Below are 20650 nucleotides of genomic sequence, written 5' to 3' on the forward strand. Positions count from 1 at the left end.
CCGAGGATTGATAAAGACAATGAATGTACGGGACCGATTGCGCGCAGGGCTCGAGGGACGACCGAACGAAGATGGATTTACGCTGATCGAACTGCTGATTGTGATGTCGGTGATGCTGATCCTGATGACGCTTGCGGTGCCGCAGCTGTTGAAGCTGAGGAAGCAGGCGCAGGAGACGTCGGCAGTGCAGTCGCTGCGGACGATTGGGCAGGCGGAGCTGCAGTACAACTCGGCTTATCCGGCGAATGGATTTTCGTGCTCTCTGGCTACGCTGGGTGGGGATCCGAAGTCGGGCGCGCCTACGTCGCAGTCGGCACAACTGATTACGCCGGATCTGGCGAGCGGGCAGAAGGCCGGGTATACGTTCGCCATCACCAATTGCACGAAGGTGACGGTAAACAATCAGGATATGTATACCTCGTTTGAGATTACGGCGGTTCCGAACTCGATTGGAAAGACCGGTGATCGCGGCTTCTGCACGGATGAGAACAATACGATCCGCTACGACCCGGCGGGTGGAACCAACTGCACACAGCCCATTCAGTAATGCTGGCTAAGGCTCTGCTGTTCGCGTCGTTTTGCTGCGCTCCGCTGCTGGTTGCGCAGGAGAACGACGCGTTGGTGCGTAAGGTGGATGATCACTACAACCATCTCAGTTCCCTGCGCGCTCATTACACCGAGAGCTACGCGGGGATGGGGATGAACCGCACGGAAGAGGGCACGCTGCTGCTGAAGAAGCCGGGGCGGATGCGGTGGAGTTATGCTGCTCCGGTGGGCAAGGTGTTTGTGCTGGATGGGAAGTTTGCGTGGTTTTATACGCCGGGCGATGCTCAGGCTACGCGGGTGCCAGCGAAGCAGTTGGATGATCTGCGGTCGCCGTTGCGATTTCTGCTGGGGCATACGCAGCTGAAGAAGGAGCTGGATAGCCTGGCTGTGGTGGCGGATGGGGCGGGTTTTCGGATCTCGGGTGTGCCGAAGGGGATGGCGCAGAGGGTAAAGCTGCTGTCTCTTTGGGTGACTGCGGGCGGGGCGATTGAGCGAATGAAGCTGGAAGAGGTGGATGGGGCGGTCACGGAGTTCGCGTTTACCGGGATGCAGGAGAATGTGCCTGTGAAGGATGCGGACTTTGTTTTTGTTCCACCGGATGGGGTGAGTGTGGTGGAAGGGTTGCCGCCGATCTAGTCGAATTTTGGTGCGGATGTCCTGCCGGACGGGCCTCCTGCGCGGAGTGCGGTCACTTCGTGACGGGTATACCCCTTCGGATGGCGCTCCCGTTGGTCGCGACTTGAGATTCGCGCATCAAAAAAAGCAGATTAAAACCAGATGTAAATCGAGTTAGCGAAGCGGGACAAGACGGGTTTCGCTGAGCAGACGGTAGTAAAATGATGACAATCTTCAAGTCGAATTTGTCGTTGAACGCGCGCGCGAGATGCGCAGAAAAGTAGAGATAGATTGTGAGCCATGTTGTTTCAGTGAGTCGCCTGAGTACCTCGGAGTTTCATTCGGCTGTTGCTTCGCTCTCTCCCTCGGTTGCAGTCTTTGATTGCGACGGGACGCTGTGGTCGGGGGATGCCGGGTCTTCGTTTATGAAGTGGACGATCGAGACGGGGCTGGTCTCGCGTGAGATGACGGACTGGATCGACTCGCGATATAGGGGATACCTGAAGGGCGAGGTCTCTGAGGTGGCCATCTGCGGGGAGATGGTGCAGATGTACCAGCGCCTGCGCGAGGACGAGATGCGGCGGGCGGCGAAGAACTTCTTTGCCAGCCAGATTGAGCCGAATATCTTTGCCGAGATGAGGGAGCTGGTGGGGGAACTTCGCGCGAAGGGCGTGGAGATCTGGGCGGTCAGTTCGACCAATAACTGGGTCATTGAAGAGGGAGTCAAGCGGTTTGGCATTCCGGCGGAACGGGCGCTGGCGGCGCGGGTGCAGGTGAAGGACGGCGTGATGACGGACGTGATTCTGGATGTCCCGACGGATGAGGGTAAGGTTGCATCGCTCAAGCGGGCCGGGGTGACGGCACCCGATGCGGTGTTTGGAAACTCGGTCCATGACGCGGCGATGCTGGCGATTGCGAAGCGGGCGTTTCCGGTGAACCCGAGCGCGGCTTTGGTGGAGCGGAGCGCGCAGGAGGGCTGGCCGGTTTACTATCCGGCGGCGGTGCGTCCGGCCTAAGTAAAGTGAATAGAAGCTTTTGGACTGCGAATATCGTCTAATCTGTAGTCAGGTGAGAGAGCCGATTCGCAAACTCGAAGAGCATGCTGAAACCGCAGTGCAAAAACCGCTTCGATTGGTGGTGGCGGCGTTGATTTTGCGTGGGGATGCGGGTGAAGGCGGGGGGGGGCTGGAGGTGCTGATCTGCCAGCGAAAGCCGGACCAGCCGATGAGCCTGAAGTGGGAGTTTCCTGGGGGGAAGATCGAAGCCGGTGAGACGTCGGAGGGTGCTCTGGCTCGCGAGCTGAATGAGGAGTTGGGGATTACGGCTATTATTGGGCGGCGGGTGGCGCGGGTGAGGCACAAGTACCGCAATGGCGGCGCGATCGATCTTCAGTTCTTCGTGGTGCGGGAGTTCGATGGTGCGCTGGAGAATCGGATCTTCAACGACATGCGGTGGGCGCCTTTGACAGAGCTGCCGGGATACGATTTTCTGGCTGCTGATCTTGGGTTGATTCGGGATCTGTCTGAGGGGAAGTTGTTGTAGCGCTCTGAGCTGTCAGCTTTGAGCGGTGTTTGGGTGAAAAGGTTCGAGCGATAGGGGTGGGTGTAGTGTTTCGGAGATCCTTCACTGCGCTCAGGACGACAGCAAATACAAGAGCAACCGTCCTGCTCAGGATGTGGAATCACAACCACAAAAACGAAAGCAGATTCCTGGGCTTCGCTCGGAATGACAACAAAAAACGCGGGGAGATGCCTAGCCGTGGAGGGTGTTCCAGACCAGGATGAGTGAGAGCGAGGTGACGATGATGACCGTCGTCCAGGCGATGACGTTGAACCAGCGCTTGTTGGTGTATTTGCCCATGAGGTCGTGCTTGTTGATCAGATTCAGCATGAAGACGAGAACCAGGGGTAGGAGAACGCCGTTGAGCACCTGCGAGAGGATGCTGAATTTGACAAGTGGAAAGTTCGGGATCAGGACGATGGCAGCGCCGGCAAAGAGCAGCACGCTGTAGAGCCAGTAGAAGAACTTCGCTTCGCTGAAGCTCTTGTCCAGACCGCTCTCGAAGCCGAGGCCTTCGCAGACGGTGTAGGCGGTCGAGAGGGGCAGGATGGAGGCGGCGAAGAGGGACGCGTTGAAGAGGCCGGCCGCGAAGAGAATGAAGGCGTACTGACCGGCCAGGGGCTTCATCGCTCCGGCGGCGTCGGAGGGGTCGGCGATGTGGCGGATGCCGTGGGTGTAGAGGGTTGCGGCGCAGGCGACGACGATGAACCAGGCGACGATGTCGGTGAAGATGGAGCCGATGATGACATCCAGCCTTGAGGCCTTGTACTGGCGAACGCTGACGCCTTTTTCGACGATGGAGGATTGCAGGTAGAACTGCATCCAGGGGGTGATGGTGGTGCCGATGACGGCGACGGTGGTGTAGACGTAGTCCTTGTCGGACCAGACGTTGCGTGGGGGCAGCTTGACGGTTTCGACGAGGGCGAGGTGCCAGTCGGGGCCGCTGAGTACACCGGTGATGATGTAGGCGATGTAGAAGACGCTGGCGATGAGGAAGATCTTTTCGACGCTCTTGTAGTCACCTTTGACCACTAATATCCAGACGATGAAGGCGCAGACGGGGACGCTGGCGTATTTGGAGATGTGGAAGAGCTGCATGCTGCCGGCGATGCCGGAGAACTCGGTGACGACGTTGGTGAAGTTCACCACGATGAGCAGGATCATGATGAGGAAGGTGATGCGGAGGCCGAACTCTTCGCGGATGAGGTCGCTGAGGCCTTTGCCGGTGACGACGCCCATGCGGGCGCACATCTCCTGCACGACGATGAGGGCGAGGGTGATGGGGAGCATCGTCCAGAGGAGCGTGTAGCCGAACTGCGCGCCGGCTGCGGAGTAGGTGAGGATGCCGCCGGCGTCGTTGTCCACGTTGGCCGTGATGAAGCCGGGGCCGAGCACGGCGAAGATGAGAATGAGTCGGGTTCTCCAGGTGCGCCAGGGGCTCATTGCTGATCCTTGTGTGGACAGGTGTGGGTGGAAGTTTGTGCTGTTTTGAGGAACCTATCGGCTCGCCTTTATCAGGTTAGCTCATCTTGATGTTTGGGCGTTGGGGTAGGAGGCGGTCCTTTTGGAGCGGTATCCAGCTTGCACCTGCTGGGCATGCCGATGCTGGCTACAGCTGGTTACGATCGGTCTGTACGAGGTGGTGGAGCTGTCTTGCGGGGGCTTCCAGGGCGCGGTCTTCGGCTATCTTCGCGTTGGCTTGAATGTGGATGGGATTTTTTGAGGAGAAGAGGATGACGCTCCTGGGATTCATGACTAGCGCGGCTTTTAGCATGAGGTGGGCGAGTTGTTCGGGGTTGCTGAGGTCGATGTTCGTGGATGCGGACCAACGTTGGCATAGCTGTTTGTCTTCGGATAGGGTGCGATGCAGTGAGCGGAAGTTTTCGGTAAGGGAGCGGTGATGGATGCGGAAGGGCGATGTTGGGGATGCCGCAGCTTCGGAGTCTGCTTCTGGATTTATTTCAGGGTCTACTTCGGGGTCCAGGACGGACCACTCGTACTGGAGGGTGCGGCAGTAGGCGGGATGCTGGGCGAGGAGGGTGGGGATCTTGTCGGCGCTGCTGCCTATGCCGAAGGAGCCGACGGTTCCTTGCTGCACCTGCTCTTCGAGAAAGCTTAGGAGGGCTTCGTCGCGCAGGTCGGCGGCTGAGACTTCGTGGAGCAGCCATAGGTCGATGTGATCGGTGCGAAGGGCGGCGAGGCTGCGTTCGAGGGAGGCTTTGGCTTGCTGCGGGGTGAAGGTGGCCCTCTCGCTGGTGCGCTTGGCGGCACTGGCGGCTTGCGCGAGACGGTGCTTCGCGCTGGGAACGGCTTTGAGGATGGGTCGGGCTACGCGGCGGGCGAGCGATAGGAACGGCGATTTTTTTGTTGGGGGGATTCCGTACTTGGTGGTGACGGTGACGTGGTCGCGATGGCGCTGGAGGAACTCGCCGAGACAGCTCTCGGCTTCGCCGTAGCCGTACATGGGAGCGACGTCGAAGTGGCGGATGCCGGCGTCGTAGGCGGATTCGAGGATGGCGAGGGAGTCGCGGCGGCCCATCGCGCCCATCAGGCTGGAGCAGCCGAAGCCCAGGGGAGTGGTGGTGCGACCGGTATCTCCGAGTGCAATCTTCTCCATTGGCCTCCGTTTTGTTCCCTGAAGAGATTAGCTGAGATGATCGCTGAGGCGCAGGGCCAGGGCAAGGACGGTGTGGGTGGGGTTGGAGAAGCCGGAGCTGGGGAAGACGGCTGAGCTGCAGATGTAGGTGTTGGTGAGGCCGTAGAGGCGGAGGTCGGTGTCGACGATGCCGGTGGCGTCGGAGGGGGACATGCGCATGCCGCCCATGTGGTGGTTGCTGTCGTCGCAGCGGGTGAGGAAGTTTGGGCTGCCGGAGAGGAGGTCTTCGTTGGGGAGGATGCGGGCTACGCCGGCGAGGGCGCGCTGGGCTATGAGGACATACTGCCGGATAGTCTCCAGTTCCCTTTCGGAGATCTGCCAGTCGAAGCGGATTCGGAGGAGGCCGAGGGGGTCGCGCTGATCGGTGAGGGTGATGCTGCTGCGGGAGGTTGGCTCCTGCTCGCAGTGGACGCGGAGGAAGATGCGGACCTCGGGTGGGCTGTAGGCGCGGCGTTGAACCTTGTAACGCCAGCCCTGGTGGACGAGCATGGGGAGATGATTTGCGGTGTGGCGGAGGTTGTCGCGGGTTACCTCGCTGAAGCGTCCGCGCATGAGGTTCCGGATGGTTGATTTCGCCTGGCCGCGAGCTTTGCCGGTGTCTTCGAAAGACATGGTGGAGCCGATGTTGAGGGTGCTGTGGGCGGCCTGTGCGCGCGGGAGGAGGCGGAGTTTGGGGAGGTATTTGAAGCCGTGGGCGAAGATGGGATCGAAGGTGTCGTGGAAGCGCTTCGGGTCGAGCGGCTCGATGGCGGCGGCGTTGCAGTCGATGTGATCCTGAAAGTGCTGGCCGAGGAGGCCGGAGCGGTTCCAGGGTAGACCGCCGGGGCGAGGCTGGAGGAAGAAGCGCGAGCTCTCGATTCCGCCGAGGGCGAAGATGTAGCTGGGCGCACGGAAGATGGCTTCGATGCCGGTGAGGGTGCTCGCGCGAAGGCCGGTTGCGGCGGTGCCTTCGGTTATCAACTCGACTGCGCTGGCGTGAAGCCAGAGGTGAATGTTGGGATGCTCCCTGAGTGTCTTGTGATGGAGGCGGGCGAAGTTTGGTTCGGGACACCAGCGCGAGAGGTAGGCTTCGAGATCTTCGAACTGGGTGAAGGGCAGGTTGAGATCTTTCCAGACCTCTGCGTCGCTGCGTTCGACTTTGGCTAGCCCCTCGAGGGCGAGAGCGCGCTCGTAGAAGGAGGTCAACGTGGACTTTGCGAATGGCCAACCGCTTTCGGGGACGCCGGGCCGGGGGGTGAAGTCGAGGGCGTCGAGCTCGAGGATCTGGCCTCCCCAACGGACTGTAGTTCCTCCTTTTACGCGGATGCGTCCGGTGTGGATGCCACGGTGGGGGAGGCCGGTGATCTCGCTGTGGTAGAGGGCCTGCGAGGAGTCTTCGCGGGTTGCGCCGCCGCCTTCGAGAAGGAGGACTTTTTTGCCCCTTCGCGCGGACTCTACTGCGAGGGTGATGCCTGCGGCTCCGGCGCCGACGATGCAGAGGTCCGCGGCGAGGACGGCAGGCGACTCGTGGAGGAGATCGTGAATCACCGACTGCCTGCGTGCGCTGTTTTGGTAGAGGGCTTCAATTTTTCGATGATTGATTGGGCGCGCTCGACGATGAGCTCGACCTGCCGGTCGTTGTAGTAGCCGTCGCGTGCCGCGCGGATGCAGCCAGCTGCTGCGATGCGGTTCCGCGATGCCTCGTCGGGCAGGTAGCGGCGAATCTTTGCGGCTAGCTCTTCGAATCCGGTGAAGAATACCGCCTCCTCGTCTTCTTTGAAGCGCTGCATGTGGCCGTCGGAGCGCTCGGCGAGCAGGAAGCCTCCGCAACCGGCGATCTCGAAGCTCTTGTGCACGAACTCGTCGCAGTTGGAGTGGGTGATGAAGCTGAGGTTGATTTTGGATCTCCAGATGCCTTCGCGGTACTCGTCGCGAAAGAGTTCGCCGCCGTTGAAGAGGGCTTTGTAGGCGCTGGGCTCCATGGCGCGGCCCCACTGGCGGGGGTTGCCGGAGATGACGACGGGAAAGCCGCAGTCGCGCCAGAGCCGCGTGAGGGTTTGGGCGCGGTCGTCGTAGGGGGTGCCGATGAAGGAGACCTCGCGGTTTCTGTCGGCGTCGGACCAGCCCTCCGGCGGCGGGAACTGCAGCGTGGGTTCGTAGGCGGTCTGAATCTTGATGACGTCGCGCGCGCCACGCGATTTGTAGTCGAGGATGTTCTGGTCGCGCTGGACGACGTGGAGGTCGTAGTGGGGGATGTCCTTCATGTACATGCGCCAGCCTGGATCCTGGCGGGTTCCGAAGGGGTTGTCGATCATGTAGCTGACCGTCGCGATGCTCATGACGCGCATTCGGTCCAGCGTTCGAGGCCGTATGTAGAGGAGCTTATCGGTCCAGAGGACGTCTGGTTTTTCTGCTTCTGCGATTTTGATCAGATCCGTATTGAGCCGTGTTACGGAAGGTCCGATGACGAGGCGCTGGTTTACCTTGCGTAGGACAGGATTTCTGGATTCGTAGTCGAAGACGTTGAAGGGAATGACCTGGTGTCCGAGGCGCTCCAATGCCCAGAGGCGATAGAGGGAGGTGTCGTTTGGTGAGAGGCCGGTGGCGTACAGGATCTTCATGCGATGCGGCGTTTCCTTTTGTGACACGATGTCTGTTCTAGTGGCTCGCCCGCAAAAGGGCAATCACCTGTTCGGCGTGAATGACGCCGGCGAGATGCTTTTCGTTGTCGATGACCGGCAGGGAGCGCAGGTTGTACTTGTCGAAGAGCTCGGCTACCTTGCGGCCGTTGGCATCCACGTTGCAGGTGACGAGATGGCTGTGGGGCAGATCCGCCAGGGGCGTGCCGGGCGCCGCGAGCAGGAGCTGGACCAGCGGAACCAGGGCGATAATCTTCTCCTCTTCGTCGAGCAGGTAGATGTCGGTGATCATGTCGATATCGCCTTCGAATTCGCGCAATGCGGCGATTGCGTGATCGGCGAGGGCTGACGACGGCAGGGCGAGGTACTCGGTCGTCATGCGGCCAGCGGCGGAGTTGCCGGCGAACTCGAGCAGGTCTTCGACCTCCTGGCGCTCCTCGGGGTCCATCTCCTCGAGGATGGCTTCGGAGCGCTCGTCGGTGAGCTCGGAGAGGAGGTCGGCGGCGGCGCCGGGGTCCATCTCTTCGACGATGCCTGCGATCTGCTCGGAGTCGAGCGACTCGATCAGCGACTGCTGCATCTTCGGCTTGACCTCCTCAAGGGCCTCGGCCGCAACCTCCTCATCGAGCGAGACAAAGAGAGCGTGACGCTCGGCGGGGGCCAGCTCTTCGAGGATGTCCGCGATGTCGGAGGGATGCATCTTGGAGAGGCGATCCTGCTCGATCTTGAGGCGGACGCGGCGGGCGGGGTCGCGGTCGATGAGGTCGACGAAGTCCCATGGGATGACGCTGGCACCGAAGCGGGAGGAGATACGGTCGACCGAGGTGGACGGGAGGCCTTTGAGGAGGCGGCGGACGGCTCCGCGCATGCCGACCTCTACCTCGGCGATGCGGAGCGAGAGGTCGGGAAGATCGTCCTGGATGTTCTCCCACACCAGATCGACGTCGTTTACGCGGACGACCTTGTGGCCGTGCACGTCGATGATCTGCTGATCGAGGAGATCGCGCTCGAGTAGAAGAAACCTCTCATCTTCAGGCAGTGGAGTGGGTTGGGCGGACTCGCGGAGTTGCATGGCGCCGTCGGGACCGAATTCGAGCTGGGAGATCAGGACCAGGGAGGGCTTGTCGGTGCGCTTGGATGAGGCCAGTTTGAGGACGATGCCGTGGATATGGGCCGCATCGACCGAAGGCGCTACGGCCAGCTCGCGCACGTGGCCCAAGGTGCCTCCCCGGGCGTCGGCAACGGCCGATCCCATGAGGGCTGAGACGCTGGTCCTTTGATTGGCATGCCTGGTCATAACGGGTTTGCGCTCTCAAACATAACCTGTAATCGCATGTTAGCCCACCTTGAGTGCGATAAGTTGCAGGAAAGAGCCGGTCTGGTCAACCCCCGGGACAAAAAAAGAGTCTGAAATTACAGAGGAAGATCGGGGTAACCTTGACATTCAAGAGATCCACAAGCAAACTGCCATCATCGCTGTTGTCTGACGTTGACGACTGGCATACCAGCACTACAAGGACTGCTTTGGCCGATTCAACGACTATGCGCGCCAGCTACACATTGGACTCGTCTCTCGACAGCGTCAATAAGATCGAGCAGATCGGAGAACAATTCGCTACAAAGGCGGGGTTTGAGGAAGACACGGTATCCGGCATTGCCATGGCGGTGCGCGAAGCCGCTGTGAATGCGGTGCTGCACGGGAACTCGTATGACACCAGCAAGCATGTGGTTGCGTCGTTCGAGACAACCTCTGACTCGCTGATTATCCGAATCTCGGACCAGGGCCCCGGTCTCGATCCAGACAAGATTCCCGATCCTCTGGCTCCGGAAAATATCCTCCGCGGCTCGGGTCGCGGTATCTTTCTCATCAAGGCTTTCATGGATGAGGTAAACTTTCGGCAGTTACATCCGGGCACGGAACTGACACTGATCAAGCATCGAACACCCGCGCAGTCGGGGACCTAAGGAGAACACTAGACATGAGCATGAAAGTAAAAACTCGCCAGGTGGATGGCATCACCATTCTGGATCTCAGCGGACGCATCACCCTTGGCGAAGGCAGTGTGACGATCCGCGACGCCGTGCGCGATGTTCTGGCGAAGGGTTCCAATAAGATTTTGCTCAACCTCGGCGACATCAGCTACATCGACAGCTCGGGCATCGGCGAGCTGGTTAGCGCCTTTACCACCGTCAAGAACAGCGGCGGCGAGTTGAAGCTGCTGAACCTGACGAAGAAGGTTCACGACCTGCTGCAGATCACCAAGCTCTACACCGTCTTCGACGTCAAGGACGATGAGGCGACCGCGATCTCTTCGTTCACCAAGTAAATCAAATTTCACGCAATAAAAAAGCCGCCGCTAAATGCGACGGCTTTTTTATTGGGCCAGGTCAGTTCGCTTCGTCTACTTTGAGAAGTCGACCTTCGGCGCCACACTGTTCTCCGGGTTGCCCTTGAAGTACTCTTCGCGGTAATGAAAGCCAGCGATGTTGGCCCAGATGCTTTGAGGAAACTGCCGGACGTAAACATTGTAATCCTCAAGAGTCTTGTTGTACCGCTGACGTTCGACCGCGATACGATTTTCTGTTCCGGCGAGCTCGTCGGTAAGACGGGTGAACTGCTCGTTACCTTTCAGGTTGGGATACTGCTCCTGCAGACGGAAGAACGGGCCCAGGGCCACGTCCAGCTTGGCGTTGGCGTTGATGTTGGCGGCGTGGTCGCTGCCTGCAGCGAGGACACCGGCGCGGGCGTTGGCGATGTTGGTCAAAATTGTTGATTCTTCGGCGACATAGCCCTTCACCGATGCGACGAGATTCGGAATAAGGTCAAGGCGGCGCTGCTGTACGACGTTGACCTGTGAGAACGCCTGATTGACAGCCTCATTCTTCTGTACCAGCGTGTTCTTCGCGCCGATGTAGCTGCCTCCTACAAAGAGCAGAACGACGATGAGAAGAGCTACAACACCAAGCACAACCCATAAAGATTTCATGTTTCCTCAATTCCCTTCGTCTGAAGTTTCGATGTTCCCGACAGGTGGTGTCTCCGGCTGTACTTTATCACTGTAACCGGATTTCTTTGTCTATCTTTGCAGCAACCTGGTGATATTCAAGTCTTCAAAAGTCTCCGCTGGCACCGCCGCCTCCTGAACTTCCGCCTCCAAAGCCGCCAAAGCCGCCGCCTCCGCGGTCGTCATCGCGTCCACGGCCACCGCCAAAACCGCCGCCTCCGCCGCCCATCAGATTTCCCAAGAGGAAGAAGATGAGGCCAGTGTTACCGGTTTTGACCAGGAAAAAGAGGATCAGCAGGATCACTCCTCCACCGATGACGACCTCTGTGAGGCTCAGTTGAACGGGTTCCTGCTGGCGGTGGTATTGATGAACCGGCTGGGCGAGGTTCAGAGTGACGCCGGCATCGGTCGCGATGATTCGGGCGATCTGCGTCACCCCGAGCGGGATGGCGGTGTTGTAGTCCCCCTGTTGGGCCGCAGGAACCATTGAGCGGCCGATGTCGCCTACCTTGGCGTCGTTGAGGATGCCCTCGAGACCATAGCCGACTTCGATGCGGCCGCGTCTCGGGGTCATGACGAAGATCATCAGAACGCCACGATCGGTTCCCTTCGGGCCAACCTTCCATTTGTCTTCGAGCGCTGTGGCAAACTCTTCGATCGACTGTTCGCCATCGAGGGTTTTGACGGTAACGACCGCGATTTGCGCATGGGCCTGACGGTCAACCTGGGTGCAGAGGTTTTCGAGGCCGGATTTGGTGGAAGGAGACAGGACGCCGGCAAAGTCGTTGACATAGCCGGTCGGCGCCGGGAGCGTGGCCACCGACTCCGCAGTCACCACGAGCGACGGCGCGAAGATCAAGAGGACGACGGCCAGCCATCGCGAAAGAAAGTTCATCGATGGCCATTCTACCCCCTGACGGTTTCTGCCGTTGATGGGTGTGGAACAACAATTTGGGTTACTTGCGTAAAAAGAGGGCGCCCATGGCACCCTCGACCACCTGAACCGGAGAACAGACGTTACGAGGTCGGGCTAGCTGATTTATTGGGACCGCGTTGGGGCATGGGGACTCCTTTGTCGCGGGCGAGTTTATCGACCATGACACTGTGCTCATGAATTACTTTCGTCGCGTTGTTGACCGCAGCCTGAAGGGTCGGATCGGTTGTGCTTGCCGCCTCCTGGCGAAACTCGTGCAGGTCCTTGTGGTGATCCTTCACCATAAAGGACAGGTACTCCATATCGAAGTCGTTGCCGGATAGTCCGTTGAGTTTGTCGTACTCGGCCTGATCTTCCTTGTTCAGATTTGTTGGCAGCCTCACGCCCATGGAGTCAGCGATCGGGGCCATATTGTTGTTGAGCCTGGTGTGGTCGTCGACCATCTTCTGGCCAAAGGCTTTGACATCGTCGCTGCTTCCCTTCTGGGCCGCGAGCTGGCCAAGCTTGACCTCGGCCATGCCTCCCTGTGCGGCTTTGCGGAGGAAGATCTTGTCCTTCATGGTCTGGCCGACGTCTCCGGCGTTTGTGGCGGAGTCCTGCATGGATGTAGCAGAGGCAGGCACTTGCTGCGCTCGGTTGGGCTGCGTCTGTGAGGCTGGTGGAGCCATGGGGTCAGACTGCGCCAGAACAAATGTGGGAGAGAAGGTTGCTGCACACAGGATCAGGATTCGAGGGATTTGGTTGCAAGCTGAATTTAGTTTCATGATGGTGCTCCAGTGGTGGACGACTGTCTCGGTCGTGCCGCAGATGTCCTGTCGTGTTGGGTGTTTTCGGGCGGGTTATGGTTGCCTCTCGCAGGGGAATGACGCTGTATCCTGTCAATGGAGCTTTCAAATTAATGACGCAAAGCATCATCCAGCCACCTCAGGCTCGCCAGGAACCTACGCCCACAACGTTGCATGGACAGACACTCGAAGATAACTATCGCTGGATGAGGGATAAGTCTTCGCCCGAGGTGTTGGCTCATCTTGAAGCGGAGAACGCTTATACGCTCTCGGTGATGGCGGGGACCGAAGGGCTGCAGAAAAAGCTGTACGACGAGATGCTGTCACACATCAAAGAGACGGATGTGTCGGCTCCATACCGAAATCGGGGCTGGTTCTACTATGTCCGTACCGTGGAGGGGAAGCAGTACCCGATTCACTGCCGACGATTGGCTTTGGGAGCAGCGTATGACGAGTCGCAACCGGAAGAGATTCTGCTGGATGTGAACCAACTCGCAGAGGGCCAGCCGTTTATGGCATTGGGCGCGTTGACGGTAAGTATGGATGATACGAAGCTTGCCTACTCCACCGATAACACGGGCTTTCGTCAGTACACGCTGCATATTCGCGACCTGAAGACGGGTTTGGACTTACCGGATACCGCAGAACGGGTGGGATCGATCGCCTGGGCTGCAGACTCGCACACACTCCTCTACACGACTGAGGATGAGATGACGAAGCGGCATGATCGTCTCTTCCGACATCGTCTGGGCGACTCCTCAGAGAGCGATGTTTTGATTTACGAAGAGAAAGATGAACGCTTCAATCTGGGAGTGGGCAAGACTCGTGATAACGAGTACCTGCTGATGGAGGCGGGGAGCCATACAACCAGCGAGTGCCGCTTTCTCTCTGCGAAGACGCCTGAAGGCGAATTTCGGATGATTGCGCCACGCGTCGATGAGCAGGAGTACTCGGTCGATCATCGCAAGGGCTTGTTTTACATTCGAACGAACGATGCGGGCAAAAACTTTCGTGTAGTTACGACCAGAGTGGAGACACCAGAGCGAGATTTCTGGGAGGAGTTGATTCCGTTAGAAGCAGACGCGCCGCTTGAAGACTTCGATGTCTTCGATTCGTTTTGCGTTTGTTCGCGGCGCAGACTGGGTCTTCCTACCCTCACGGTCATCGAATTCGGTATGGCGAAGGGGCTCGGCCGATCGCGAGAGATCGAATTTCCAGAGCCGGTTTATGCTGCCGCGACGAATATGAATCCAGAGTTTGCAACAGAGAAGCTTCGGTATAGCTATACGTCGCTGGTGTCGCCTGCTTCGGTCTACGAGTATGACGTGCGGCTGGGTACGTCGCAGCTTTTGAAGCAGCAGGAGGTTCCGGGGGACTTCGATTCTGCTCGCTATGCTTCAGAGCGAGTCTGGGTTGAGGCTTCAGACGGGGTTAAGATTCCGGTATCTGTTGTCTATCGACGCGACTCGTTTACTCGAAACTCGACTAATCCTGTCTATGTTTATGGGTATGGCTCTTATGGATATCCGCTTCCGATCGGTTTCAGTTCGTCGCGGTTGTCGCTGCTGGATCGAGGTGTGGTGATCGCGTATGCCCACATTCGTGGTGGTGGCGAGATGGGAGATTCGTGGCACGATGCCGGCAAGATGATGGTGAAACGCAACACGTTCAGCGACTTCATCGCGGTGACGGAGCAGTTGATCGCGAAGGGGTACGGGGCCAGGGATCGGGTTGGAATCGAGGGTGGGAGCGCGGGTGGTTTGTTGATGGGTGCGGTGGTCAATGAGCGGCCAGAGTTGTTTCGGGTAGTTCTGTCACACGTTCCGTTCGTTGACGTGATGAACACGATGCTCGACGCAAGTTTGCCGCTGACTGTGGCGGAGTATGAGGAGTGGGGGAACCCGAACGAGGCGGAGGCCTTCGAGTATATGCGGTCTTACTCGCCGTATGACAACCTCAAGACTGGGGAGTACCCGGCGATGCTGGTGAAGACGAGCCTGAACGACTCCCAGGTGATGTACTGGGAGCCAGCGAAGTATGTGGCTAAACTGCGCACACTGAAGACGAATACTGCTCCGCTGCTGCTGCACATCAACATGGATGCCGGGCACGGTGGCGCTTCGGGGCGATATGACTATCTGAAAGAGATTGCGTTCGACTATGCATTCTTGCTAGCCGAACTTGGAGCGGCGGACTAGGCTCCGTCTCGTCCGTTATGTCGATTGGAGCGTTTGCGCAGCACCCAGGTTGTCATGCACCGGTGGTCCTGTACGATTGTTGTTTTTAGAGGGTCCACCAGGACGGCATCCAACTGCTGCGTCAACTGCATCAGCATGAGTTCGTCGACCAGGAACCAATCCGAGCCGTCGTTGATCCGGTAGATGTGGGGTCGCACCTGCTTGAAGTCCATGCCGATGCGAGAACCCAATCGGCAGAAGAGCATACCTCCTGGGCGCAGAACTCGCCATAGCTCTTCGAGCATTGCGAGGAAATGAGATTCGTTGTGCGCGAAGTGCAGCACCGAGCTGCAGATCACCACGTCTGCAAAGTTATCTGGCAGATTTATTTGTTCGAGTTTTCCCACCTGAAAGTTGCTTGCCGGCAGGGTTGGGGCTAGTTCTGCTGCAAGCGCTCGCACGTGCGCCACTCCCTCGGCATTTGCGTCTATAGCGAAGATCTCGCAACCCTCTCGTAGAAGGTGCACGAGATTTCTGCCGTAGCCGCAGCCAGCGTCGAGGACGCGCATATCGGGAGTGATGTTCCCTCGCAGAATCTGGTCGAAGACGTAGATATCAATCTGGCCGAACTGCTCCTGCACGTTCATTGCGACTCTTGCTGCTTCCACTTTTTCTCCGGTCGTCGAGGTCTTGAGTTGTTCGTGTTTGGGAGAGCCAGGCGTCTATTTACGCGATAGCACTAGGACTGCGTCGAAACGGACTCTTCGATCTTGTCGCCTTCTCCTGGTGCAAGAAAGAGATTTGTTTCGAGGCCGTGCTGGCGAGTGTAGAGGTCGTAGTAGCGGCCTTGCAGTTTGTAGAGCGAATCGTGAGTTCCGCGTTCGACGATCCTTCCCTGCTCGATGACGAGGATCTGGTCGGCGCGGCGGATGGTGGAGAGGCGGTGCGCGATAACGAAGGTGGTGCGGCCCTGCATGAGGAAGTTGAGACCGCTCTGAATGAGCGCTTCAGACTCTGAGTCGAGCGAACTGGTGGCTTCGTCGAGGATGAGGATGCGCGGATCGGCAAGGATGGCGCGGGCGATGGAGATACGCTGGCGCTGGCCGCCAGAGAGCTTGACGCCGCGTTCGCCGACGATGGTGTCGTACTGCTCGGGAAAGCGCTCGGCGAACTCGTCGACCCGGGCAATGCGACTGGCTTCCATCAGCTGCTCTTCGGTGGCCAGCGGGCGGCTGAAGAGGATGTTCTCGCGGATGGTGCCGTCGAAGAGGAAGGTCTCTTGCAGGACGACTCCGAGCTGCTGGCGGTAGCTGCTGAGGCGGATGGTCGCGAGATCGATGCCGTCGATGAGAACCTGGCCGCCGACGGCGTTGTGGAAGCCGCAGATGAGCGAGATGATGGTGGACTTGCCGGAGCCAGAAGAACCTACGAGTGCGGTGACGGTGCCGGGTTTGGATTCGAAGCTGATGCCGTGGAGGACTGGCTTGTCGGTCTCGTAGGCGAAGGTTACGTTTTGAAAGGCCACGTCGCCGTGGATGGGATTGATGACGACGCTGCGGCTGGGCTCGCTGTCTTCTTCGCGTTCGTTCAGGATCTCGGTCGTACGGTCGAGGCCTGCGAGGGCTTCAGTAAGCTGGGTGCCGATGGAGACGAGCTGCACGATGGGCGCCACCATGAAGGCGAGCAGCATGGTGTACTCCACGTAACCGCCGACATCGAGGCGGTGGGCTGCGATCTCTTTCGCGCCGAGGTACATGATGAGACCGCCGACGACTCCCAGCACCATTGTGGAGGAGAGGGTCATAAGCGATTGCGCTGTGATGGAGCTAATCACATTCTTGAGGAGCCGTTCTACGCCGCGGGCAAAGACACGGGCTTCACTCTCTTCGGCGTGATAGCCCTTGACGACGCGCACGCCGCCCAGCGATTCGGTGAGACGGCCAGTGACCTCGGCGTTGATTTTGGAGCGCTCGCGGAAGATGGGGCGAATCGTCTTGAAGGCCTTCTGCAGGATGAGGCCAAAGACTAGCAGGATGCAGACGGTGAGCAGGGTCATGCGTCCGCTGATGCGAATCAGGATGCAGAAGGCGATGATTGCGGTGAGAATTCCGCCGACGAACTCGAGCAACCCTGTGCCGACCAGATTGCGGACGCCTTCGACGTCGGTCATGATGCGGGCGACTAAGGTGCCGGTTCGGTTCTCGTCATAAAAGGCTACAGGCAGGCGGCCGATGTGTTGTTGAACGCGGGTGCGAAGCTCTGAGATGAGCCGTTGGCCGGCTGTGGAGAGGAGTTGGGTGAGAGTGTAAGAGGTGACTCCCTGGAGGAAGGTGGCTGTGGCAACGGTTCCAATGATCCACGGCAGCAGGTTTAGCTGATGCTTGTACATCACGTTGTTGATGAGATAGCGCGAGGAGACCGGCAGAGCGAAGCTGCAGAGACGATTGACGATCATCAACAAAAAACTGCCGGCGAGCAGCCACCGGCGCGGCTTGACCAGCTTCCAAACCTCTGGCATTACCTTGGTGAGTTTGGGCTTGGGACGCGAGGCTGTGAGGTCGGCCGTTGTGGCTCTGCCGGTGCCGCGGGAGGGACGGTCTACGGCTTTCATACCGCCGCCAAAATTGGATGGGCCGAAGGAGGAGGACATAGATAAGTTGAGTTTACGCTGGAGGCGCTGTCAGGCGAGGCGAGCGCGACGGGCAGAGAGGAAAGAACGGACACAGAAGAGCACGTAGATCAGGCAGAACAGACAGAGCGCGCCCTTCTCTTCGACGGCGATAGGGTGAGGGAATGTGGCGCCGCGAGAGAGTTTGAGCGTGTCGATCGCGGAGGGAATCATTCCTAGAAAGACGAGCAATGCTACCGTGACGGAGATGTGCATCCAGAGCATGCGCTTTTTGGAGTCGTCCGTATTTGCCATGACGCCAAAGAGGACAAAGAAGATGCCGATGCCGCTCGGGATCAGGGCCGTTGGGTGAGCGCTGCCCGTGGTGACATATCCGGTGATGCCAAGCAAGATGAGCAGAATGCCAAAGGCGATAGTGAGCTTTGCCATGAGTGGGACTCCTTGTAGAACCACTATCAGGATACTTGAATGGCAGGCCTGACCGTCTGGCAGAGGCTCGTAGAAGCGTTTGACAACAAAAATACCCAGCTCGAAAGCCGGGTATTTTTGCGGGCTGTGTATCGTGCGAGGACCAGACTTCGGTTATCTCGGACCGTTCATCAGATGCGCGATTGCAGCATCATACCCGCGACGAAAGCCTTCGCGATAGTCGCCTCGTGCACTTGCGGGCACATGGGGATGACGGTACTCGTCGCGATTATTTACGCCGGGGCGACGATGATTGTCGACGTCCTTACGCGCTCCCTCGACGCCGTCATGATACCCCTGGCGCTGAATATCGCGGAACTCCTGCGGTGGGACGTCCCAGCCACCGGGCCCCTGTCCGTACCCCTGAGGTGACGGCGTGTATGGCTGACCGAACACGAAACCGGGAGCAGTAAGTGCAATAGCAAGTGCTGGGATAGCGAGTCTATTAATCTTCATTTTGATCCTACCTCCGTGCGTCTTCTGCACAGGTAATCAGATGAGAGGTTTTGATTCCTCGTTGTCTGGAGGCAAGTTGTTGTCTGGAGGTTATGCGGCACTCTTTTTGATTGCAGCTAATACATCTTCCGGCTTCCACTCGTTGGTGGGGTACCAGTCGATGATCTTGCCATCTTTGCCGATGAGGACCGTCGATAGAGAGTGGGTAAGAGATTTGCTGTCGCCGGGGGTGACACCTACGTTGAAAAACTGTGTCATCGCGGACAACTCTTTTTCCGGAGGCGCAGCGAAGTCCCAGTGAAGAAACTTTTCGTTGGTGTAGTTGCCGGTGTACGCACCGCCGTAGCTGCGAAGAACTTTTGGCGTGTCGTAGGCTGGGTCGAAGCTGACGCTGATGAGATGGGTCTGCTTGTAGAGGGCTGGGTCGGCGGCAAGCGCTTTGTCGATGTCGGCGAAGTTGTGGCTCATGCGGGGGCAGAAATCTGCGAGCTGGCAGCGGGTATAGATGAAGGTCATCAGCACGACCTTGCCCTTGAACTGGTTGAGGTGAATCGTGCGGTCGCTCTGGTTGAGGAGTTTAAAGTCGGGCACGAGATCGCCTGTGGTCGGAACGTGATAGGCGATGGGAGGCTTGTAGTCGGGGCGGGCCTGGGCGATGACGACGATATCTTCGAGCCGGACATTTGCATAGTTGTCGCCCTGCTTGTCGGCAAGAATCTTGGCGGTGATGCGGTCGCCGGGGTGGAGCTCGCTGACGACGCTGGGATCGACGAGTTTGTAGTCCATGGTCATCGCCTCCATGAAGCCGGGAACCTGCTCGCCATCGAGCGTGACGTGTGTGGCATCGATTGAGACGACCTGGCCGCGAATGGTGAAAGTATTTGGGGCAGAAGCTGGCTTGGATGGGGTGGATGATGTGTTCTGGTGACAGCCAGCGAGAAGAACGAGAAAGGCGAGGAGAAATAAAGGCTTGCGGGGCACGGGCAGACTCCTGCGTCAATGATAATGGCTGAACAGTGAGATTACGCAGGGGGCGATTGATGGAGCGAAGTAAGAAGGAGGCGCCTTCTCCGGGGCTGATGCACTTTGGACTGATGCTGGCCGGGCTTGGAACGGCATTGCTGGGGCCGATTCTTCCTTTGCTGGCTAAGCAATGGGAGATGGTGGACTCGCAGAGCGGGCTGATGATGATGGCGAAGTTCTGTGGCGCGTTTCTTGGCGGAGTGACGGTGTCGCAGAGGCTGAGGTGGAGTCTGCTGGCGGGCCTGGTAGCAGGCACGGTGGGGTTCGGAGGCTTTGCGATGTCTCCGTCGATGGGACTGGGGTGCATAGGTTTGTTTGTGGGCGGATTTGGGTTGGGGCAGATCATTACTTCGATCAACATTCTGGCTGGCCGCAGGTTCACGGCGCATCGTGGCTCTGCTCTGTCCCTGTTGAATTTTTCGTTCAGCCTGGGAGCGATGCTGTCTGCGCTACTGGCGGCATGGCTGTTGCCGCACTTTGCTTTGAGGGGAGTGCTTGAAGGATTCGCTGGACTGTTTGCGATTGGCCTGTTGGCGCTGTGGATACAGACGCGTGGAGAAGTTTCGGGTGCTGAAAGCTTCGACGCTGCACCCTTACAAACCGGGCCGCAGACGGGATTGAGCGGGCGAGTCTATCTGTACTTCGCTGGATTGCTTGTGCTCTACGGTGGATTGGAGACGTGCTTGAGCGGGTGGCTGACGACGTTCGCACTGCGTTATGGGGATAAGACGCTGGCGGTCAGCGAGTATACGACGCTACTGCTTTGGATGGCGCTGACCTTCGGGCGGCTGGGCGCTTCGGCAGTGATGCTGCACGTGGGAGAGAAGACAGCGCAGCGATGGAGTCTTGCACTGGCGGCCGGATTCACGGCGGCCCTGGCGATGGCGCATTCCGCGGAGACTATTGCGATCTTTGCTGTGCTTCTCGGGCTCAGTCTTGCGCCATTTTTTCCAGCCACCTTTGCGCTACTGATGGCGGAGCGGCCGACGGCTCGGCAGGCGGGGATCGTAGTCGCGGTTTCGGGGCTGGGGGCGGCGGCGTTGCCGTGGATGATGGGAGTAATTTCTACGCGGACTGGATCGCTGCAACTGGCGCTTGCCCTACCCTTTGCGGCCGCTCTGGGACTGCTCGCGATGAGTTTGTTTGCACCTCGGGCGCTGGCGGTCACTGACTGATTT

Annotated in this window: 21 protein-coding genes; 8 read left to right on the plus strand and 13 right to left on the minus strand. The window is 58.8% G+C overall.

Annotated elements, in window-relative coordinates; translation table 11 throughout:
- The first annotated feature begins 19 nt into the window (after positions 1-19).
- From HDF09_RS03185 to HDF09_RS03200, 4 genes are all read left to right on the plus strand, one after another.
- The gene (locus HDF09_RS03185) at positions 20-547 is read left to right on the plus strand and encodes a prepilin-type N-terminal cleavage/methylation domain-containing protein (RefSeq protein ID WP_183761362.1); all 528 of its coding nucleotides are present in this window, start codon (positions 20-22) and stop codon (positions 545-547) included.
- A complete protein-coding gene (locus HDF09_RS03190; protein ID WP_183761365.1) occupies positions 547-1182 on the plus strand; it encodes a LolA family protein in 636 nt (211 codons plus the stop codon). The genes HDF09_RS03185 and HDF09_RS03190 overlap by 1 nt, the downstream gene beginning before the upstream one ends.
- 272 nt (positions 1183-1454) lie before the next feature.
- Positions 1455-2177: an HAD family hydrolase gene (locus HDF09_RS03195; protein ID WP_183761368.1), complete on the plus strand. Its 723-nt coding sequence runs from the start codon at positions 1455-1457 to the stop codon at positions 2175-2177.
- A gap of 52 nt (positions 2178-2229) precedes the next feature.
- A complete protein-coding gene (locus tag HDF09_RS03200; protein WP_183761371.1) occupies positions 2230-2703 on the plus strand; it encodes a (deoxy)nucleoside triphosphate pyrophosphohydrolase in 474 nt (157 codons plus the stop codon).
- Between the two features lie 210 nt (positions 2704-2913).
- Here the strand turns inward: HDF09_RS03200 and HDF09_RS03205 are convergent, their stop codons facing one another.
- The 5 genes from HDF09_RS03205 to HDF09_RS03225 form a co-directional block, all read right to left on the minus strand.
- Positions 2914-4164 carry an Nramp family divalent metal transporter gene (locus tag HDF09_RS03205; protein ID WP_183761374.1) on the minus strand — a complete coding sequence of 417 codons (1251 nt, stop codon included), beginning with the start codon at positions 4162-4164 and terminating at the stop codon, positions 2914-2916.
- Between the two features lie 166 nt (positions 4165-4330).
- Positions 4331-5338, minus strand: coding sequence for an aldo/keto reductase (locus tag HDF09_RS03210; RefSeq protein WP_183761377.1), 1008 nt, complete (start codon positions 5336-5338; stop codon positions 4331-4333).
- A 27-nt stretch (positions 5339-5365) separates the two neighbouring features.
- Complete coding sequence (locus tag HDF09_RS21080) at positions 5366-6904, minus strand: GMC oxidoreductase (protein ID WP_221270060.1); 1539 nt, start codon at positions 6902-6904, stop codon at positions 5366-5368.
- On the minus strand, positions 6901-7977 hold the full coding sequence (locus HDF09_RS03220; protein ID WP_183761380.1) for a CgeB family protein: 1077 nt from the start codon (positions 7975-7977) through the stop codon (positions 6901-6903). Before HDF09_RS03220 ends, HDF09_RS21080 begins: the two co-directional genes overlap by 4 nt.
- Before the next feature lie 37 nt (positions 7978-8014).
- Positions 8015-9292 carry a magnesium transporter MgtE N-terminal domain-containing protein gene (locus HDF09_RS03225; RefSeq protein WP_183761383.1) on the minus strand — a complete coding sequence of 426 codons (1278 nt, stop codon included), beginning with the start codon at positions 9290-9292 and terminating at the stop codon, positions 8015-8017.
- A 227-nt stretch (positions 9293-9519) separates the two neighbouring features.
- Between HDF09_RS03225 and HDF09_RS03230 the strand changes: the two genes are divergently transcribed.
- Positions 9520-9960, plus strand: coding sequence for an ATP-binding protein (locus HDF09_RS03230; RefSeq protein ID WP_260180893.1), 441 nt, complete (start codon positions 9520-9522; stop codon positions 9958-9960).
- A gap of 14 nt (positions 9961-9974) precedes the next feature.
- Positions 9975-10322 carry an STAS domain-containing protein gene (locus HDF09_RS03235; RefSeq protein ID WP_158945525.1) on the plus strand — a complete coding sequence of 116 codons (348 nt, stop codon included), beginning with the start codon at positions 9975-9977 and terminating at the stop codon, positions 10320-10322.
- Between the two features lie 75 nt (positions 10323-10397).
- Here HDF09_RS03235 and HDF09_RS03240 read toward each other — a convergent pair whose 3' ends face one another.
- The 3 genes from HDF09_RS03240 to HDF09_RS03250 all read right to left on the minus strand — a co-directional run bounded on the left by HDF09_RS03240 (position 10398) and on the right by HDF09_RS03250 (position 12698).
- Complete coding sequence (locus HDF09_RS03240) at positions 10398-10982, minus strand: LemA family protein (RefSeq protein ID WP_183761386.1); 585 nt, start codon at positions 10980-10982, stop codon at positions 10398-10400.
- Positions 10983-11106: 124 nt separating this feature from the next.
- Entirely contained in the window at positions 11107-11895 is a 789-nt protein-coding gene (locus HDF09_RS03245; protein WP_183761389.1) for a TPM domain-containing protein, read from the minus strand.
- 122 nt (positions 11896-12017) lie between these two features.
- Entirely contained in the window at positions 12018-12698 is a 681-nt protein-coding gene (locus HDF09_RS03250) for a DUF4142 domain-containing protein (RefSeq protein WP_183761392.1), read from the minus strand.
- A gap of 134 nt (positions 12699-12832) precedes the next feature.
- On the opposite strand from HDF09_RS03250, the gene HDF09_RS03255 reads away from it, so the two are divergent.
- On the plus strand, positions 12833-14917 hold the full coding sequence (locus HDF09_RS03255; RefSeq protein WP_183761395.1) for a S9 family peptidase: 2085 nt from the start codon (positions 12833-12835) through the stop codon (positions 14915-14917).
- Here HDF09_RS03255 and HDF09_RS03260 read toward each other — a convergent pair.
- The 5 genes from HDF09_RS03260 to HDF09_RS03280 all read right to left on the minus strand — a co-directional run bounded on the left by HDF09_RS03260 (position 14914) and on the right by HDF09_RS03280 (position 19430).
- Positions 14914-15564: a class I SAM-dependent methyltransferase gene (locus tag HDF09_RS03260; RefSeq protein WP_311718532.1), complete on the minus strand. Its 651-nt coding sequence runs from the start codon at positions 15562-15564 to the stop codon at positions 14914-14916. The genes HDF09_RS03255 and HDF09_RS03260 overlap by 4 nt on opposite strands.
- 71 nt (positions 15565-15635) lie before the next feature.
- On the minus strand, positions 15636-17507 hold the full coding sequence (locus tag HDF09_RS03265; RefSeq protein ID WP_406704037.1) for an ABC transporter ATP-binding protein: 1872 nt from the start codon (positions 17505-17507) through the stop codon (positions 15636-15638).
- Positions 17508-17576: 69 nt separating this feature from the next.
- Positions 17577-17954, minus strand: a complete 378-nt coding sequence (locus HDF09_RS03270) for a TMEM14 family protein (protein WP_183761400.1) — start codon at positions 17952-17954, stop codon at positions 17577-17579.
- A 153-nt stretch (positions 17955-18107) separates the two neighbouring features.
- A complete protein-coding gene (locus HDF09_RS03275; protein WP_183761403.1) occupies positions 18108-18449 on the minus strand; it encodes a hypothetical protein in 342 nt (113 codons plus the stop codon).
- Positions 18450-18539: 90 nt separating this feature from the next.
- Positions 18540-19430, minus strand: coding sequence for an SCO family protein (locus HDF09_RS03280; RefSeq protein ID WP_183761406.1), 891 nt, complete (start codon positions 19428-19430; stop codon positions 18540-18542).
- Positions 19431-19489: 59 nt separating this feature from the next.
- Between HDF09_RS03280 and HDF09_RS03285 the strand changes: the two genes are divergently transcribed.
- Complete coding sequence (locus HDF09_RS03285; protein WP_260180894.1) at positions 19490-20647, plus strand: MFS transporter; 1158 nt, start codon at positions 19490-19492, stop codon at positions 20645-20647.
- Positions 20648-20650: the final 3 nt, after the last annotated feature.

It is taken from the genome of Edaphobacter lichenicola, from assembly GCF_014201315.1.
In the GTDB taxonomy this organism is placed as follows: domain Bacteria; phylum Acidobacteriota; class Terriglobia; order Terriglobales; family Acidobacteriaceae; genus Edaphobacter; species Edaphobacter lichenicola_B.

Bases quoted from the DNA above. Each gene is read 5' to 3' on its own strand.
- HDF09_RS03185 (WP_183761362.1), top strand. From the start codon at position 20: ATGAATGTACGGGACCGATTGCGCGCAGGGCTCGAGGGACGACCGAAC.
- HDF09_RS03190 (WP_183761365.1), top strand. From the start codon at position 547: ATGCTGGCTAAGGCTCTGCTGTTCGCGTCGTTTTGCTGCGCTCCGCTG.
- HDF09_RS03205 (WP_183761374.1), bottom strand. From the start codon at position 4,164: ATGAGCCCCTGGCGCACCTGGAGAACCCGACTCATTCTCATCTTCGCC.
- HDF09_RS03210 (WP_183761377.1), bottom strand. From the start codon at position 5,338: ATGGAGAAGATTGCACTCGGAGATACCGGTCGCACCACCACTCCCCTG.
- HDF09_RS03220 (WP_183761380.1), bottom strand. From the start codon at position 7,977: ATGAAGATCCTGTACGCCACCGGCCTCTCACCAAACGACACCTCCCTC.
- HDF09_RS03225 (WP_183761383.1), bottom strand. From the start codon at position 9,292: ATGACCAGGCATGCCAATCAAAGGACCAGCGTCTCAGCCCTCATGGGA.
- HDF09_RS03235 (WP_158945525.1), top strand. From the start codon at position 9,975: ATGAGCATGAAAGTAAAAACTCGCCAGGTGGATGGCATCACCATTCTG.
- HDF09_RS03240 (WP_183761386.1), bottom strand. From the start codon at position 10,982: ATGAAATCTTTATGGGTTGTGCTTGGTGTTGTAGCTCTTCTCATCGTC.
- HDF09_RS03245 (WP_183761389.1), bottom strand. From the start codon at position 11,895: ATGAACTTTCTTTCGCGATGGCTGGCCGTCGTCCTCTTGATCTTCGCG.
- HDF09_RS03250 (WP_183761392.1), bottom strand. From the start codon at position 12,698: ATGAAACTAAATTCAGCTTGCAACCAAATCCCTCGAATCCTGATCCTG.
- HDF09_RS03255 (WP_183761395.1), top strand. From the start codon at position 12,833: ATGACGCAAAGCATCATCCAGCCACCTCAGGCTCGCCAGGAACCTACG.
- HDF09_RS03265 (WP_406704037.1), bottom strand. From the start codon at position 17,507: ATGAAAGCCGTAGACCGTCCCTCCCGCGGCACCGGCAGAGCCACAACG.
- HDF09_RS03270 (WP_183761400.1), bottom strand. From the start codon at position 17,954: ATGGCAAAGCTCACTATCGCCTTTGGCATTCTGCTCATCTTGCTTGGC.
- HDF09_RS03275 (WP_183761403.1), bottom strand. From the start codon at position 18,449: ATGAAGATTAATAGACTCGCTATCCCAGCACTTGCTATTGCACTTACT.
- HDF09_RS03285 (WP_260180894.1), top strand. From the start codon at position 19,490: ATGGAGCGAAGTAAGAAGGAGGCGCCTTCTCCGGGGCTGATGCACTTT.